This window comes from Gluconobacter cadivus, assembly GCF_015244745.1.
Taxonomy (GTDB): domain Bacteria; phylum Pseudomonadota; class Alphaproteobacteria; order Acetobacterales; family Acetobacteraceae; genus Gluconobacter; species Gluconobacter cadivus.
This window is the reverse complement of the sequence record NZ_JABCQI010000003.1, coordinates 177,159-190,754: the sequence shown is the minus strand read 5'-3', so window position 1 is coordinate 190,754 and position 13,596 is coordinate 177,159. Positions and strand designations below refer to the sequence as shown.

Sequence of the window (13,596 nt, the reverse complement as noted above, 5' to 3'; positions counted from 1 at the left end):
CGGTATTTTTTTCTCAACGCATCTTCTTGTGTAGCGGATGACACGTTTAAGAAAAAGCCCACCGCAAAAGAATGAATTTTTAATAAAAAAAGGGCCGCCGAAGCGACCCTTTATTCTCCGACCGAAAGAGGAAAACCTCTTTCGGTGGCCTGTGCAGATGCTCAGGCGTCCGTGTTGCGACGGCGGATGGCGGCACCCAGGATATCACCCAGGGACGCGCCGGAGTCAGAAGACCCGTACTCGTTGATGGCAGCCTTGTCTTCCTCGACCTCACGGCCGCGGATCGTCAGAGCCAGCTTGCGCGACGCGCGGTCAACGGAGACGACCTTGGCGTCAACCTTTTCACCGACTGCGAAACGCTCCGGACGCTGCTCGGCCTTGTCACGGGCCAGTTCAGCGCGACGGATGAAGCCCTGCAGGACGTCATCAACCTTCACTTCGATCCCGTTGCTCTGAACAGCGGTCACGACGCAGGTCACGACAGCACCCTTCTGAACGCGGGACAGGGTGTCAGCTGCCGGATCTTCCTGAAGCTGCTTGATGCCCAAGGAGATACGCTCTTTCTCGGGATCCACATCGAGAACCTTGGCCTTGACGATCTGGCCCTTCTCGTAGTGCGCCATGGCTGCTTCGCCGGCTTCGTCCCAAGAGAGATCGGACATGTGAACCATGCCGTCGATGTCTGCGGAAAGACCAACGAACAGACCGAACTCGGTGATGTTGCGGATCTCGCCTTCGATGATCGAACCGACCTTGTGCTCTTCCTCGAACTGTTCCCAAGGGTTGCGCTGAACCTGCTTGAGACCGAGGGAGATGCGACGCTTGGAGCTGTCCACGTCCAGAACCATGACGTCGACTTCCTGCGAAGTGGCGACGATCTTGCCCGGATGGACGTTCTTCTTCGTCCAGGACATTTCGGAAACGTGCACCAGACCTTCGACGCCCGGCTCCAGCTCCACGAATGCACCGTAATCGGTGATGTTCGTGACGCGGCCCGTGAAGCGTGCTCCAGCCGGATACTTGATGGCGACGTTTTCCCAGGGATCAGCTTCAAGCTGCTTCATGCCTAGGGAGATACGCTGCGTATCGGAGTTGAAGCGGATGACCTGCACGCGAACCGGCTGACCGATCTGCAGCGCTTCGGACGGGTGGTTGATACGCTTCCAGGCGATGTCCGTGACATGCAGGAGGCCGTCAACGCCGCCGAGGTCAACGAACGCACCGTAGTCGGTGATGTTCTTGACGACGCCGTCGAGGATCATGCCTTCCTTCAGGCCCTGGATCAGCTCGGAGCGCTGTTCCGCACGGGTCTCTTCAAGAACGGCACGACGCGAGACAACGATGTTGCCACGAGCGCGGTCCATCTTGAGGATCTGGAACGGCTGCGGATGACCCATCAGGGGCCCGACGTCACGAACCGGACGGATATCGACCTGGCTGCCCGGAAGGAACGCCATGGCGCCACCGAGATCAACCGTGAAGCCACCCTTGACGCGACCGTAGATCGTGCCGTTGACGCGCTGGTTGTTGCCGAATGCACGCTCTAGAGCGGTCCATGCCTCTTCACGACGAGCCTTCTCGCGCGACAGGACGATGGAGCCGTCACGGTCTTCGTAACGCTCGACATAAAGCTCGACAACATCGCCCGGCTTCACGTCCGGAGCAACGCCGGCCGGACCGAATTCCTTAAGGGAAACGCGGCCTTCGCTCTTGAGGCCGACATCGACGATGGCGAATTCATCGGTCAGGCGGACAACACGGCCCGTGACAACCGAGCCTTCAAAGCCGGTATCGCGACCCAGGGTCTCGTCGAGAAGGGCTGCAAAATCCTCGAAACCGCGATCGGTCGAGGTGTTCTGAGTGGCTGAAGCCATGTAGATACGATATTCCCGGACGCCCGTTCCATGACCGGAGCGGATGTCCACGTCTGCGCCAGACCCAGTAATGGACCGGACGTCTCCCCGCCGCCGCTAAACGGTCAGATCGGGTTGTTGGCTGTTAGACCTGCCCGCCAGACGCGGGAACAGACCATCGCCCTCCCCTTCGAGGCGGGCGATACGCTGCACCAACACCCTACGGGGGCGTGGTGTCAATAAAAAAAGCCGTTTTTCTGCTGCTGTCGCGTCGGTTCAGCGCCGCGTGTGACGCAGGGCCACGATTTCGCAGGCTTTATCAAGAACCTCTGCGGCAGAAAGCCCGTCCGTTTCAATCAGAGCGGCATCCGCAGCCTGTATCAGTGGGGCCGTTTCCCGCGAGGAATCACGTGCGTCCCGCGCCACGAGTTCGGACACGGCCGCCTCAAGGGCAGAGCCTTCCAACGGAGTCTCGCCCGCCACCTGACGATGTCGACGTAAGGCACGGGTACGCGGAGAGGCCGTGATGAAGAATTTCACGTCCGCGTCGGGGAAAACAACGGTCCCGATATCGCGCCCGTCCACGACCGCACCGGTTTCGGACGCAAAAACGCGCTGACGGTCCAAGAGGGCAGCGCGAACAGCAGGCTGTGCCGCCACCAGAGACGCCCCACGATCGATCTCGGGAACACGCAGGTCCGTCCGCGCCAGATCGGTCTGTTGCAGAGCCTGCGCCTCAGCGGAAGCATCACCAGCCGGGTCCAGTCCGGCATTCACCATCCGGCGGGCAACGGCACGATACAACAGCCCGGTATCGAGATAGGGCAAGCCCAGTTTCGCGGCCAGAGCTTTGGCGAGCGTCCCCTTACCGGCCGCCGCAGGCCCGTCGACAGCGATGACAAGCGGACGAGCCGTCACGCCGTCAGCCCTGCGCCGAGAGCGTTCATCAACTCCACGAAGCCGGGGAAGCTGGTTTCGATAAAGGCCGTATCGTCCACGTTTACTGGCTTTGCAGACGCAAGACCAAGCACGACGGCACTCATGGCAAGGCGATGATCCATGTGGGTCTGGACTGTGCCGCCACCGAGAGGCGCATCAGCCCCCTTCACGATAAGGTCGTCTCCGATCACTTCTGTCTCGGCGCCGTTCACATTGAGCAGGGCGACAGTAGAGGCCAGACGATCGCTTTCCTTCACGCGCAGCTCTTCCAGCCCACGCAGGCGGGACGGACCCTCTGCAAAGGCGCAGGCCACGGCAAGGACCGGGTATTCATCGATCATGGACGGCGCACGCTCGGGCGGAACGTCCACGCCTTTGAGCTGGCTGTGACGGACATGCAGATCGCCAACCGGCTCCCCACCTTCCACACGCTCGTTTTCGATGGAGAGGGACGCCCCCATTTCGATCAGCGTTGTGAACAGCCCTGTCCGCAGCGGGTTGAGACCCACACCCTCGATCCAGATATCAGACCCCGGCACCAGCAGGGCGGCGACGATCGGGAAAGCCGCCGAAGACGGATCTCCCGGAACCGTCACATCCCGCGCAGTCATGACGACCGGCCCCGTCAGGGCGATTCGGCGTCCACCCGCATCAAGACGCGAAACATCCACCTCAACCCCGAAATGCCGAAGCATGTTTTCCGTATGATCGCGCGTGGCGACGGGCTCTTCCACAACTGTGGTGCCATGCGCGTTCAGACCCGCCAGCAGAATGGCGGACTTGACCTGGGCAGATGCAACCGGAAGGCGGTATTCGATCGGTTTCGCCTCTCCCGTCCCGCGAACGGCCATCGGCAGACGACCGCCTTCACGCGTCAGGAACTCGGCACCATTGGCCGCCAGAGGCGCAGTCACGCGGCGCATGGGCCGAGACCGCAGCGAGGCATCGCCCGTCATGACGCTGTTGAACGCATGGGACGACAAAATCCCCGCCAGCAAGCGGGCCGCAGTGCCGGAATTGCCCATATCCAGAACGTCCGCAGGCTCGGTCAGAGCGCCTACGCCACGGCCTTCAATGGTCCATTCCGTGCCCTCTCGCGTGATGGTCGCGCCAAGTGCGCGCATGGCATCGGCGGTCCGCAGTACGTCCTCACCTTCGAGCAGGCCGGTGACACGGGTGCGACCGGAGGCGAGGGCAGCGAGCATCAGCGAACGGTGGCTGATGGATTTGTCACCCGGAACACGGGTGCGGCCGGAAAGTCCCTTAAGGGACGCGGAGACGGTCAGGGGGCGCGAGACTTGCATAGAAGATGTTTTGCTGGGGTGCCCCATACCTGTCAATCGTATCTTGAAGGTGCAGTCATGCGCCGAAAAACTGGCAGGAATCATGCGATGGGATTTGACAGGACGCGCACAAGCTGGCATGGCCGCGTTCCTTATTCGAGGCATCAGCAGGTTCCCGCACAATGGCAAAACCCGAACTCGGTCTGAAACGGACATGCGTTGAATGCAACGCCCGCTTCTATGACCTGAACCGCGTCCCGGCGGTGTGCCCGAAATGCGGCACGACCCAGCCGGACGATTCCCGTCTCAAGCGCAGCGAAGTTCCGCTGCCGGAAGAAAAAGATCCGAAGCCTCAGGCCAACGAGCATGAGGACGACGTGGATCTGGAAGTCGCCGATGACGAGGACGATGACGATGTGATCGCCCCGGACGACGATCTGGACGATGACGACGATCTCAGCAACGACATCGAAGTTCCGAACGACAAGGACGACCGCGACGACAACTAAAGTTGTTGCAAAGCTCCTCTGTGCTGCTCTTCTGGCGGCACTGATGAACGGCTGCTCTGATCCGGAAGGCATTTTCGCCCCGGACAGCGCACCCGTTCGCGCATTCAGGGCCCGGCTCGACAGCCATCCCAGCGCAACGGCGGTTCTCCAGTCCCGCTGCCCGTCTCCAATCCGTGTCCTGCGCCTGAGCGTGGACCGGCCCGTGACGGAAGACATCCTGACATTGCTACAGGTTACGGAAACCCATCAGGTCAACACGCGGCATGTCCGGCTGCTGTGTGGAGAGACCGTGCTGTCGGATGCCTGGAACTGGTATGTGCCGGAGCGGCTTTCCCCGGCCATGAACACACTGCTTGAACAGACCGACACACCGTTTGGACGCGTCGTGCAGCAGACCGCTTTCAGGCGGGAAAGACTGGAAACACGTTTTCCGGGGGAAGTCTCCGGAATCGTTCTGGAGAACAGGGCGCTTCTGCGCCGGGGCACGGATGGCGCGCCAATTTCCCTCGTAGTGGAAGACTATCTCCCCGCAGCCCTCCGTCCCTGAACGTCAGGAGGCCGGAGACCAGTTCAGATGCTGTCCACCATCCAGCGCCAGCATCTGCCCCGTCACCGAAGGAAGCGCAAACAGCGCCAGTGCGGCCTGAGCGATCTCTTCGGGGGAAGAGCCATGCTGCAGCGGTGTGCGGGCGCACATGCTGTCAAAATGCTCCTGCGTCTGCCGCACCGCAGGAAGGACCGGACCGGGACCGATGGCGTTCACCCGGACCCGGGGGGCAAGTGCCAGCGCCATGGTCTGCGTCAGAGTCCAAAGCCCTGTGCGGGACAGGGTATAGCTGACGAAATGCGGCGTCAGGTTCCACACACGCTGATCCAGCATATTCAGAATCAGGCCCTCGGCCCCATCAGGAAGCGCCTTTGCCATAGCCTGCGAGAGGACAAAGGGCGCGCGAAGATTGGTTTCGAGATGCAGATCCCAGCTTTCGCGGGTAACGCTGCCCATCTCGTCACGAATGAAAGCGGACGCGTTGTTAATGAGGATGCCAACCGGGCCCAGAGCGGCCTGCACACGCGGCAGCAAGGCCTCAACCTCATCTTCGCAGTGCAGATCGGCCTTTAAAACGCAGCCTTTGCCGCCAATCCGCTTCAGAAGCTCTTCAGCTTGATGGGTACTGTCGCGACAATGGATAGCGACCGCAAATCCCTGCCCGGCCAGCATTTCCACCAGTGAAGCCCCGATACGCCGGGCGCCGCCCGTCACAAGAGCCACACGGGGGACACGCGGAGAAATCTGAAACGACGCCATTCTCAGAGAGACCGCCGGGCCGTCAGCGCGGCGGCGAGCGTCCCGTCATCCAGCACGTCCAGCGCGCCCCCCATAGGCACACCATGGCCCACACGCGTGACGCTCACGCCCGTTGGGAGCAGACGCTCCTGAAGCCAGTGCGCGGTGGTCGCCCCCTCAACGGTGGCGCTCAGGGCGAGAATGACTTCCCTCACCCCGCCTTCCTCGATCCGCTCGAACAGCGGGCGAACGTTCAGATCGTCCGGCCCCAGCCCCGCTAGCGCAGACAGGGTTCCGCCCAGAACCTGATAGACCCCGCGATGCACGCCCGCACGTTCCAGCGCCCAGAGATCGCCCACCGTTTCAACCACGCAGATCAGCCCCTGATCCCGCGCCGTGTCCGTGCAGATATGGCACGGGTCGACTGTATCCAGATTACCGCATTGCGTGCAGGTCTTCACGCTCGTGGCCGCGCGCTCCATCAGATGGGCGAGCGGTAGCATCCGGCTTTCCGGCTGGCGCAGAAGCGCCAGCGCGGCCCGACGGGCCGAGCGTGGCCCCAGCCCCGGCAGACGCGCGAGCATCGTAATCAGTTGGTCTATATCGCCGTGGCCCAACATGGGCGTAAAATCCCCGCCAGCCGGATCAGAACGGCAGTTTCAGGCCTGCCGGAAGATCAAGACCACCCGTCACGTCGCGCATGGCTTCGGAGCTTGCAGCCTCGGCCTTGGCTTTCGCGTCCGTATAGGCCGCCACGATCAGGTCCTGAAGCGTTTCAATATCCGTCGGATCGGCCAGTTGCGGATCAATTTTCAGGTCGCGCATTTCGCCCTTCCCTGTCAGCTTGACCGTCACCAGCCCGGCGCCGGCAGACCCATCGACCACGAGAGACGCCAGATTGCTCTGCGCGGCTTCCATCTTGGCCTGCATCTGGCTGGCCTGCTTCATCAGTCCGGCAAGGTTTTTCATGGGTATGTCCTTCAGTTCAGGTTCAGATCGTCTTCATCAAGGAAATCGGCATCCAACGGCGCGAATTCCAGATCGGGTGGAGCATCATCGGTCAGCGGCACCGTGATTTCCGGCGGCAGGCCGTATTCATCAAGGGAGTGGTCTTGAACTTCCCCGATTTTCGCACCGGGAAAAGCTTTCAGGATGGCCTGCACCAGCGGATGTTCCTCCACCGAGGCCTGATTGATGGCCACAACCTCTGCGCCCTGCTCGTCGAGTGTCGGCTCACCCGAAGCGGTCGAGGCACTGACACGCCATTGACCGGGGTAGACACGGTCGAGCAGTTTCTGAAGCTGACGCTCGATACGGGCCTGCGGCTCTTCGGCGCGAATCTGGACGTCGGGGGGCGAGAAACGCACAAGATGGACAGCGTTGCGGAGCAGTCCGTGAAGAACGGGCTCGCGCTCCCGCGCCACCATCGCCACCATCTCGCGCCATGTCCGGGGCGGCGGCGGAAGTTCAGGTTCGGGTTCAGGCTCCGGAGCAGCTTCGGCATAACCAACACCGGGCTCGAGAATCGTTCCACCATTCGCAACCAGCCGCACATGCGCCCGAGGCGCAGGACCGCCTGAGCTTTCGCTAACATTGGTCGAGGCGATACCGCTGACTGCAGCTGACGGCGTGGCTGAAGACGTCCCACCTGTCGGCGTGAGAGGCATAGCTGGCAGAGACAGGTCCTGCCCGCCTTCGGTCAACTGGCGGATCAGCCGGTCCGGCGTGGGCAGCAGACTGGCATAACACAGACGGATCAGGACCATCTCCGCCGCCTGACGGCGATCCGGAGCCGTCTCGACTTCCTGCACGCCTTTCAGCAGGATCTGCCATGCGCGGCCCAGCACGGCATTGGACAGACGGTCAGCCAGCGCCCCGCCGCGTGTGCGCTCGGCTTCCGGCAGATCCCGACCCTCCCGCAGGGACGGAATGGCCTTGAGACGCGAAATCAGATGCAGCAGATCCAGCAGATCCGCCAGCAGCACCCCCAGATCTGCACCGCGGGCATAAGCCTGATCGGTCAGGTCCAGCGCATCGGCAGGCTTGCCCGCCATGAGCGCGTCCAACAGATCGAACACCAGACCACGATCCGCCAAGCCCAGCATGTCGGCCACGGCATCCGCATCACTGGCCCCCTGCGCGATGGCCTGATCGAGCAGCGAGAGCCCGTCACGCACGGAGCCATCCGCCGCACGGGCGATCAGGGCCAGCGCGTCTTCCGAAAGGGTCGCCCCTTCCTTCAGCGCGATATTGTGGAAATGTCCGGCCAGCAGAGATTGCGGAACACGGCGCAGATCGAAACGCTGGCAGCGGGACAGAACGGTGACCGGAACCTTGCGCAGTTCGGTCGTGGCGAAAATGAACGTGACTTGCGGCGGCGGCTCTTCAAGCGTCTTGAGCAACGCATTGAAGGCATTGCGAGACAGCATGTGGACTTCATCGATGATGAAGACCTTCATCCGCGCCTGCATCGGGCGAAACCGCGTTGCTTCAATGATTTCACGCACATCGTCCACGCCCGTGCGGGAGGCGGCATCCATTTCCAGCACGTCGGGGTGACGATCCGCCAGAATGGCGGTGCAGTTGGCACAGACACCGCAGGGATCGGCGGTCGGGCCACCGTTGCCGTCCGGGCCAATGCAGTTCAGAGCGCGGGCAATGATGCGGGCAGTCGTCGTCTTGCCCACACCGCGCACACCCGTCAGCATGAAGGCATGGGCCACACGCTTGAGCTCGAACGCCCGGCGCAGGATGCGGACGAGCGAGTCCTGCCCGATCAGATCATCAAAAGTCTGCGGCCGGTATTTGCGGGCCAGAACGCGATAAGGCGCAGCCTCGGCGACCGGGGGCGCAGGAATGTCCTGTGCTGGTGCGTCTCCGAAAAAACCGCCACCAGTGTCGGGCGGCAGGGGGAGATCGTCGTTTTCGTCAGTCATGGAAATGTCGAACCCTCAGCACGGAGGATGGGACCGTTAGAAAACGGTCGGGACGCTGCATGAAAAAGAGCGTCCGGTAACTGTGTGAGGTAGGAGGCCGGACATTCAACCCGGATAAAACTCACTGCGGCTGCTTCCTTCCGGACCTGACCGGGTTGGCAAGGTATCCGTCCAAAGCCGACCTCCCGGCGCTCTCCTAACACGGAGACGGGGGTGTCTGACAACCCCCAATCATCAGAGTGCGCCCTCATTCCCGTGTCTTATTCGCCGACAGCCGCACCGCCCATGTGCCGCGGGTCGGCCGCACCATAGATCAGACCGGTCTTCGGGGCCTTCAGGCTCGGGCGATCAGCAAGAATGCCTTCAGCCACACCCCACGGACGATGCGGCGACAGGGCATAGCCCTCGGCCTTGAGAGTCTGCATGGCGTCGTCAGACAACGCGCCCTGCTCAAGCTCAACAGCCGAAGGCTCCCACTGTTCATGGATTCGCGGCAGGTCGATGGCCTGACGGATATCCAGCCCGTAATCGATCACCCCGAGAATGGCGGAGAGCGTAATCGTCGGAATGCGCGAACCGCCGGGGCTACCGATCACCATAACGACCTTGCCATCACGCGAGACGATGGACGGCGACATCGAAGACAGCGGCGTCTTGCCCGGCGCAATCGCATTGGCTTCCGAACCGACAATGCCGAACATGTTGGGCGCACCCGGCTTGGACGAGAAATCATCCATCTCGTCGTTCATCCAGATGCCAGTATGACCACCCATCACGCCCGCGCCGAACCAGCCATTGAGCGTATAGGTTGCCGAAACAGCCGTTCCCTCATGATCGAGCACTGAAAACTGTGTCGTCTCGTGCTTCTCCTGGGTGTCGGGAGCCGCCTGCGTCACAGGAGCAGGCAGCGGCTCTCCTGCCCTTAGCGTGCTGGACGACAGCGCGCGATCGGTCGGAATGCCCTGGCGGATCTGATAGGCGTAAGCGGGGTCGATCAGGTGTTCGACAGGATTATGGACGAAATCCGGATCGCCCAGATCGCGCCGGTCGGAATAGGCATGACGCATGGCCTCGACCTCGCGCTGTACGGCTGGCGCCGTATGCAGGCCGAGCGCATGCATGTCATAGCCGGAGAGAATGTTCAGGATTTCGCAGAGCGCAACGCCACCACCGCTCGGCGGGGGAGCCGTGTCGATCGTATAGCCCCGATACGTGCAGCGGATCGGGTCAAGGTGGCGGATATGATAGTTCTGGAAATCGGAAAGCTGAAGAATCCCGCCGCCTTCGGTGCTGGCGCGCACGATCTCTTTCGCGATCGGACCGTCATAGAACGCCTTCGGGCCCTCTTTCGCGATCAATTCCAGCGAGTCCGCCAGATCCTTCTGGACCAGACGGTCGCCCACCTGAAGCGACGTACCATCAGGGCGCAGATAGAACGCGCGGGCATAAGGATCGTGCTGGAAATAGCGCGTCGAGGTGTGCAGAAGGTCCGCATCGCCCTGGTTCAGCACGAAGCCGTCCCGGGCCAATGCAATCGCCGGTGCCATGACCTTGGCGCGCGGCAGATGTCCCCATTTCTGCAGAATAGAATCCAGTCCAGCGACCGTGCCTGGAACCGCAACAGCTTTCCAACCTTCGGTGGACAGACCCGGAATGACCTTGCCCGCAGCGTCCTGATACATCGTGGCCGTCGCAGCGGCGGGAGCATGTTCGCGGAAATCAATAAAGACCGTCTGGCCCGTTTTCAGACGCAGGGTCATGAACCCGCCGCCGCCAATATTGCCGGCTGCGGGATAGACCACAGCCAGAGCATATCCGACGGCCACGGCCGCATCGACCGCATTGCCACCCTGCGCAAGGATTTTCGCACCGGCATCGGAGGCGAGATGCTGCGCCGACACCACCATGCCATGACGACCGGAAGTCAGCACACCGGCACTGACATTGTCCGGACCGAAAGCCAGAGGATCATGCGCTGAACTCAGCGCCGGGGCGGCTGCGGTAGCGAGCGTCGTGCTGCTGATCAGGGCCGTGGCGAGAAGAAGCGAAAACGCTCTCATGCGGTCTCTCCATAAGGAGGCTTGGTGTAGCCTTTGGGGGACAGGGTGAAAATTTCGCAACCATCGGCCGTCACGCCGACCTGATGCTCGAACTGGGCAGACAGGGTGCGGTCACGGGTTACGGCTGTCCAGCCGTCATCAAGAATTTTCACGTCCGGGCGGCCGATATTCAGCATGGGCTCGATCGTGAACACCATGCCCTCCACAAGCCTTACCCCCTCACCCGGACGGCCATAGTGCAAGACATTCGGTTCGGCATGGAAATCCCGGCCAATGCCATGGCCACAGAAATCCCGCACGATGGAGAAACGGTTGGCTTCCGCATATTCCTGAATGGCATGTCCGATATCGCCAAGCGTCTTGCCGGGGCGCACCTGCGCAATCCCGCGCATCAGGGCCTCATACGTCACATCGACCAGTTTTTCGGCCTTCTTCGGCGCCTTGCCCACGACATACATGCGCGAGCTATCACCGTACCAGCCATCCAGAATGGAAGTGACGTCAATATTCACGATGTCACCGTTGGACAACTTCTTCGGGCCGGGAATCCCGTGACACACGACATGGTTGATCGAAATACAGCAGGATTTTGGATAGCCACGATAGTTCAACGGAGCGGGGGTCGCGCCATGGGCAAGCGTAAAATCGTGGATCAGCTGGTTCAGCTCTTCCGTGGTCACGCCGGGCTGCACATGGGGCGTGATCATGTCCAGCGCCTCTGCCGTCAGACGGCCAACACGATGCAGATGTTTGAAATCGTCCTGATCGTAGAGAACGATACCCCGTGCATGATCCATACCTGCTGCCCGATCCTTCAATCTTCAAAAAGTCCGGACAAAATGCGTCTGTCCGGGCTGGATCGCAAGGCGGCAGGTCAGATTTTCAGGATCAGCTGTGCCGGGAACGCTTTTTATGAGCGACGGCATGGCGCACGCTAACCATGCGTACAGCTGCCCCATGGTGCGAAATCCGGCCATAACGACGTGGCGCCGTCGGCGCATCGGCAACTTCCATAGGACGCGAAGACGCCAGCAGGAAACCGTGATGGAAACGACCACGACGACGGGCAGATGCCATCAGGATACCGGATGGTGCAGCCGGATGAAGCAGCGGCTGAGGCGCGACACCTTCATCAGCAAACCCCTTGTCGAGCAGCGCCACCATTTCCATGGAACGACGCGCATTACTGGAAGACCCCATGACCACACCGATCAGGCGAACATTGCCGCGCTGGGCAGAGGTAATGAGATTGTGGCCGGCCAGATCGGTGTAGCCCGTCTTGAGACCGTCAGCGCCCGCATAGATTTTCAGCATCGGATCATGATTCGGAACCATGCGGCGATGGAAATAAAAGGAGGGAACGTTGAAATAGTGATAATATTGCGGGAAATCCGCAATCAGATGCTGCGACAGCAGGGCCAGATCATGTGCTGTCGTCACCTGGTCCGGATCAGGCAGACCGGAAGCATTGCGGAAGGTCGTATTGACCATCCCCAGAGCCCGGGCCTGCTGCGTCATGAGCTGGGCGAAACGCACTTCGTCTCCACCGCCAAGGAACTCACCGAGAGCACAGGCCGCATCATTGGCGGATTTCGTGACCAGCCCCAGAATGCCCTGCTCCACCGTCAGCTTCGTTCCCGGCACAAGACCCAGCTTTGACGGAGCCTGAATGGAGGCGTGGATGGACACCGGAACCTGCTCGTCCAGCGTAATCTGATGCGCCTCAAGAGCGCGGAACGTCAGATAGAGCGTCATGAGCTTCGTCAGAGACGCAGGATAGCGTTGCAGTTCAGCGTCCGTCGCCGAGAGGACAGCGCCTGTCTTGGCATCCATCACATAGCTTGAAACATGTCCGGCATATTGCGCCTTCGCCGATCCCAGCCCCATGGCCGTCATGGCGCACAACAGAAAAGCTTTCTGGAACGGGAAACGCATTTACTGACAGCCTCTGAACGGAACGTCGTCTCGGGAAAGATCTGGGCTTTTGAGCCACCTTCATCACAGGCAGTCTAGGCGCATTGAAAACTTCCCGTCCACCAGCTTTGAAGGACTTTCCTTAATTTTTCGTAAGCAGGCCGGAAAGGAGGCAGCATCGTGGCACCCGACGCATAAAAACCTTATTTCAGGGGCTTGCAGCCCTTCTCAAGACCGAAATTCGCACCATATCATACCCGTCATGTCTTCTTACGATCTTCCCCCCTGTCCAAACGGCCTTTCCGGTGTCGCGTCTTTACGGAGTCCAGCCCGTATGGGGCCGGAGTCTCCCGACTCCATTCCGCCTCATGGGCCGGACAGGAGAGACGAGGATCAGGACCTTGACGTCAGCGTGGTGGTGCGCCCCAGAACCCGGACGCGCAAACCTTCCATGTACAAGGTTCTGATGCTCAACGATGACTACACGCCCATGGAATTCGTGGTGCATGTGCTGGAGCGCTTTTTTGCCAAGACCCGGGACGAGGCAACGTCCGTCATGCTTCAGGTTCACCAGCGCGGCGTCGGAGTCTGCGGGGTGTTCACGTATGAAGTGGCTGAAAGCAAGGTGACACAGGTGATGGATCTGGCACGCCAGAACCAGCATCCCCTTCAGTGCACGATCGAAAAAGACTGATCCGTCTGACAGGCAGAAAAGCTCGGACGCAGGATAATTTCTTGTTTCCATCTGCGTTTCTGACTGGCGTTACACGTTACTCCGCGACAAGATACCTTTCCCACGAGAGGTCGAGAGGAGCGC

14 protein-coding genes and 1 other RNA gene are annotated in these 13,596 nt (G+C 61.0%); 4 read left to right on the top strand and 11 right to left on the bottom strand.

All coding sequences use genetic code 11. From position 1 onward, the window contains the following. Positions 1-161 precede the first annotated feature (161 nt). Positions 162-1,874, bottom strand: a complete 1,713-nt coding sequence (gene rpsA, locus HKD28_RS06460) for a 30S ribosomal protein S1 (RefSeq protein ID WP_099286339.1) — start codon at positions 1,872-1,874, stop codon at positions 162-164. 30 nt (positions 1,875-1,904) lie between these two features. Between rpsA and HKD28_RS06455 the strand changes: the two genes are divergently transcribed. Beyond that, positions 1,905-2,096, top strand: a complete 192-nt coding sequence (locus HKD28_RS06455; RefSeq protein ID WP_194267607.1) for a hypothetical protein — start codon at positions 1,905-1,907, stop codon at positions 2,094-2,096. Between the two features lie 33 nt (positions 2,097-2,129). Here the strand turns inward: HKD28_RS06455 and cmk are convergent, their stop codons facing one another. Both cmk and aroA read right to left on the bottom strand, forming a co-directional pair. Then, positions 2,130-2,771, bottom strand: a complete 642-nt coding sequence (cmk, locus tag HKD28_RS06450; protein ID WP_194261703.1) for a (d)CMP kinase — start codon at positions 2,769-2,771, stop codon at positions 2,130-2,132. Next, complete coding sequence (aroA, locus tag HKD28_RS06445; RefSeq protein WP_194267606.1) at positions 2,768-4,096, bottom strand: 3-phosphoshikimate 1-carboxyvinyltransferase; 1,329 nt, start codon at positions 4,094-4,096, stop codon at positions 2,768-2,770. Before aroA ends, cmk begins: the two co-directional genes overlap by 4 nt. A 161-nt stretch (positions 4,097-4,257) precedes the next feature. Between aroA and HKD28_RS06440 the strand changes: the two genes are divergently transcribed. Together HKD28_RS06440 and HKD28_RS06435 are read left to right on the top strand one after the other, a co-directional pair. Beyond that, positions 4,258-4,584: a TIGR02300 family protein gene (locus HKD28_RS06440; RefSeq protein ID WP_062031788.1), complete on the top strand. Its 327-nt coding sequence runs from the start codon at positions 4,258-4,260 to the stop codon at positions 4,582-4,584. Then, positions 4,520-5,131, top strand: a complete 612-nt coding sequence (locus HKD28_RS06435) for a chorismate--pyruvate lyase family protein (protein WP_235993344.1) — start codon at positions 4,520-4,522, stop codon at positions 5,129-5,131. The genes HKD28_RS06440 and HKD28_RS06435 overlap by 65 nt, the downstream gene beginning before the upstream one ends. Positions 5,132-5,134: 3 nt before the next feature. On the opposite strand, the gene HKD28_RS06430 is transcribed toward HKD28_RS06435, so the two are convergent. From HKD28_RS06430 to HKD28_RS06395, 8 genes are all read right to left on the bottom strand, one after another. After that, positions 5,135-5,890: an SDR family oxidoreductase gene (locus HKD28_RS06430; RefSeq protein ID WP_194267605.1), complete on the bottom strand. Its 756-nt coding sequence runs from the start codon at positions 5,888-5,890 to the stop codon at positions 5,135-5,137. Between the two features lie 2 nt (positions 5,891-5,892). Next, positions 5,893-6,489, bottom strand: a complete 597-nt coding sequence (gene recR, locus HKD28_RS06425; RefSeq protein ID WP_194267604.1) for a recombination mediator RecR — start codon at positions 6,487-6,489, stop codon at positions 5,893-5,895. A 25-nt stretch (positions 6,490-6,514) separates the two neighbouring features. Next, positions 6,515-6,838: a YbaB/EbfC family nucleoid-associated protein gene (locus HKD28_RS06420; protein ID WP_062031793.1), complete on the bottom strand. Its 324-nt coding sequence runs from the start codon at positions 6,836-6,838 to the stop codon at positions 6,515-6,517. Between the two features lie 11 nt (positions 6,839-6,849). Continuing rightward, positions 6,850-8,805 (bottom strand): DNA polymerase III subunit gamma/tau, encoded by a 1,956-nt coding sequence (locus tag HKD28_RS06415; RefSeq protein WP_194267603.1) that lies wholly within the window; start codon positions 8,803-8,805, stop codon positions 6,850-6,852. An 89-nt stretch (positions 8,806-8,894) separates the two neighbouring features. Next, positions 8,895-8,991, bottom strand: an RNA gene (gene ffs, locus HKD28_RS06410) — signal recognition particle sRNA small type. A gap of 74 nt (positions 8,992-9,065) precedes the next feature. Next, entirely contained in the window at positions 9,066-10,865 is a 1,800-nt protein-coding gene (gene ggt / locus HKD28_RS06405; protein WP_194267602.1) for a gamma-glutamyltransferase, read from the bottom strand. Then, the gene (gene map, locus HKD28_RS06400; RefSeq protein ID WP_194267601.1) at positions 10,862-11,662 is read right to left on the bottom strand and encodes a type I methionyl aminopeptidase; all 801 of its coding nucleotides are present in this window, start codon (positions 11,660-11,662) and stop codon (positions 10,862-10,864) included. Before map ends, ggt begins: the two co-directional genes overlap by 4 nt. A 91-nt stretch (positions 11,663-11,753) precedes the next feature. Further along, on the bottom strand, positions 11,754-12,800 hold the full coding sequence (locus HKD28_RS06395; RefSeq protein ID WP_194267600.1) for a D-alanyl-D-alanine carboxypeptidase family protein: 1,047 nt from the start codon (positions 12,798-12,800) through the stop codon (positions 11,754-11,756). Between the two features lie 313 nt (positions 12,801-13,113). Here HKD28_RS06395 and clpS point away from each other — a divergent pair, with 313 nt between their 5' ends. Then, positions 13,114-13,473 carry an ATP-dependent Clp protease adapter ClpS gene (gene clpS / locus HKD28_RS06390; protein WP_194267599.1) on the top strand — a complete coding sequence of 120 codons (360 nt, stop codon included), beginning with the start codon at positions 13,114-13,116 and terminating at the stop codon, positions 13,471-13,473. Positions 13,474-13,596 lie beyond the last annotated feature (123 nt).

Bases quoted from the DNA above. Each gene is read 5' to 3' on its own strand.
- clpS (WP_194267599.1), top strand. From the start codon at position 13,114: ATGGGGCCGGAGTCTCCCGACTCCATTCCGCCTCATGGGCCGGACAGG.
- HKD28_RS06415 (WP_194267603.1), bottom strand. From the start codon at position 8,805: ATGACTGACGAAAACGACGATCTCCCCCTGCCGCCCGACACTGGTGGC.
- recR (WP_194267604.1), bottom strand. From the start codon at position 6,489: ATGTTGGGCCACGGCGATATAGACCAACTGATTACGATGCTCGCGCGT.
- HKD28_RS06440 (WP_062031788.1), top strand. From the start codon at position 4,258: ATGGCAAAACCCGAACTCGGTCTGAAACGGACATGCGTTGAATGCAAC.
- ggt (WP_194267602.1), bottom strand. From the start codon at position 10,865: ATGAGAGCGTTTTCGCTTCTTCTCGCCACGGCCCTGATCAGCAGCACG.
- HKD28_RS06420 (WP_062031793.1), bottom strand. From the start codon at position 6,838: ATGAAAAACCTTGCCGGACTGATGAAGCAGGCCAGCCAGATGCAGGCC.
- aroA (WP_194267606.1), bottom strand. From the start codon at position 4,096: ATGCAAGTCTCGCGCCCCCTGACCGTCTCCGCGTCCCTTAAGGGACTT.
- rpsA (WP_099286339.1), bottom strand. From the start codon at position 1,874: ATGGCTTCAGCCACTCAGAACACCTCGACCGATCGCGGTTTCGAGGAT.
- HKD28_RS06395 (WP_194267600.1), bottom strand. From the start codon at position 12,800: ATGCGTTTCCCGTTCCAGAAAGCTTTTCTGTTGTGCGCCATGACGGCC.
- map (WP_194267601.1), bottom strand. From the start codon at position 11,662: ATGGATCATGCACGGGGTATCGTTCTCTACGATCAGGACGATTTCAAA.
- HKD28_RS06455 (WP_194267607.1), top strand. From the start codon at position 1,905: ATGACCGGAGCGGATGTCCACGTCTGCGCCAGACCCAGTAATGGACCG.
- HKD28_RS06435 (WP_235993344.1), top strand. From the start codon at position 4,520: ATGACGACGATCTCAGCAACGACATCGAAGTTCCGAACGACAAGGACG.
- HKD28_RS06430 (WP_194267605.1), bottom strand. From the start codon at position 5,890: ATGGCGTCGTTTCAGATTTCTCCGCGTGTCCCCCGTGTGGCTCTTGTG.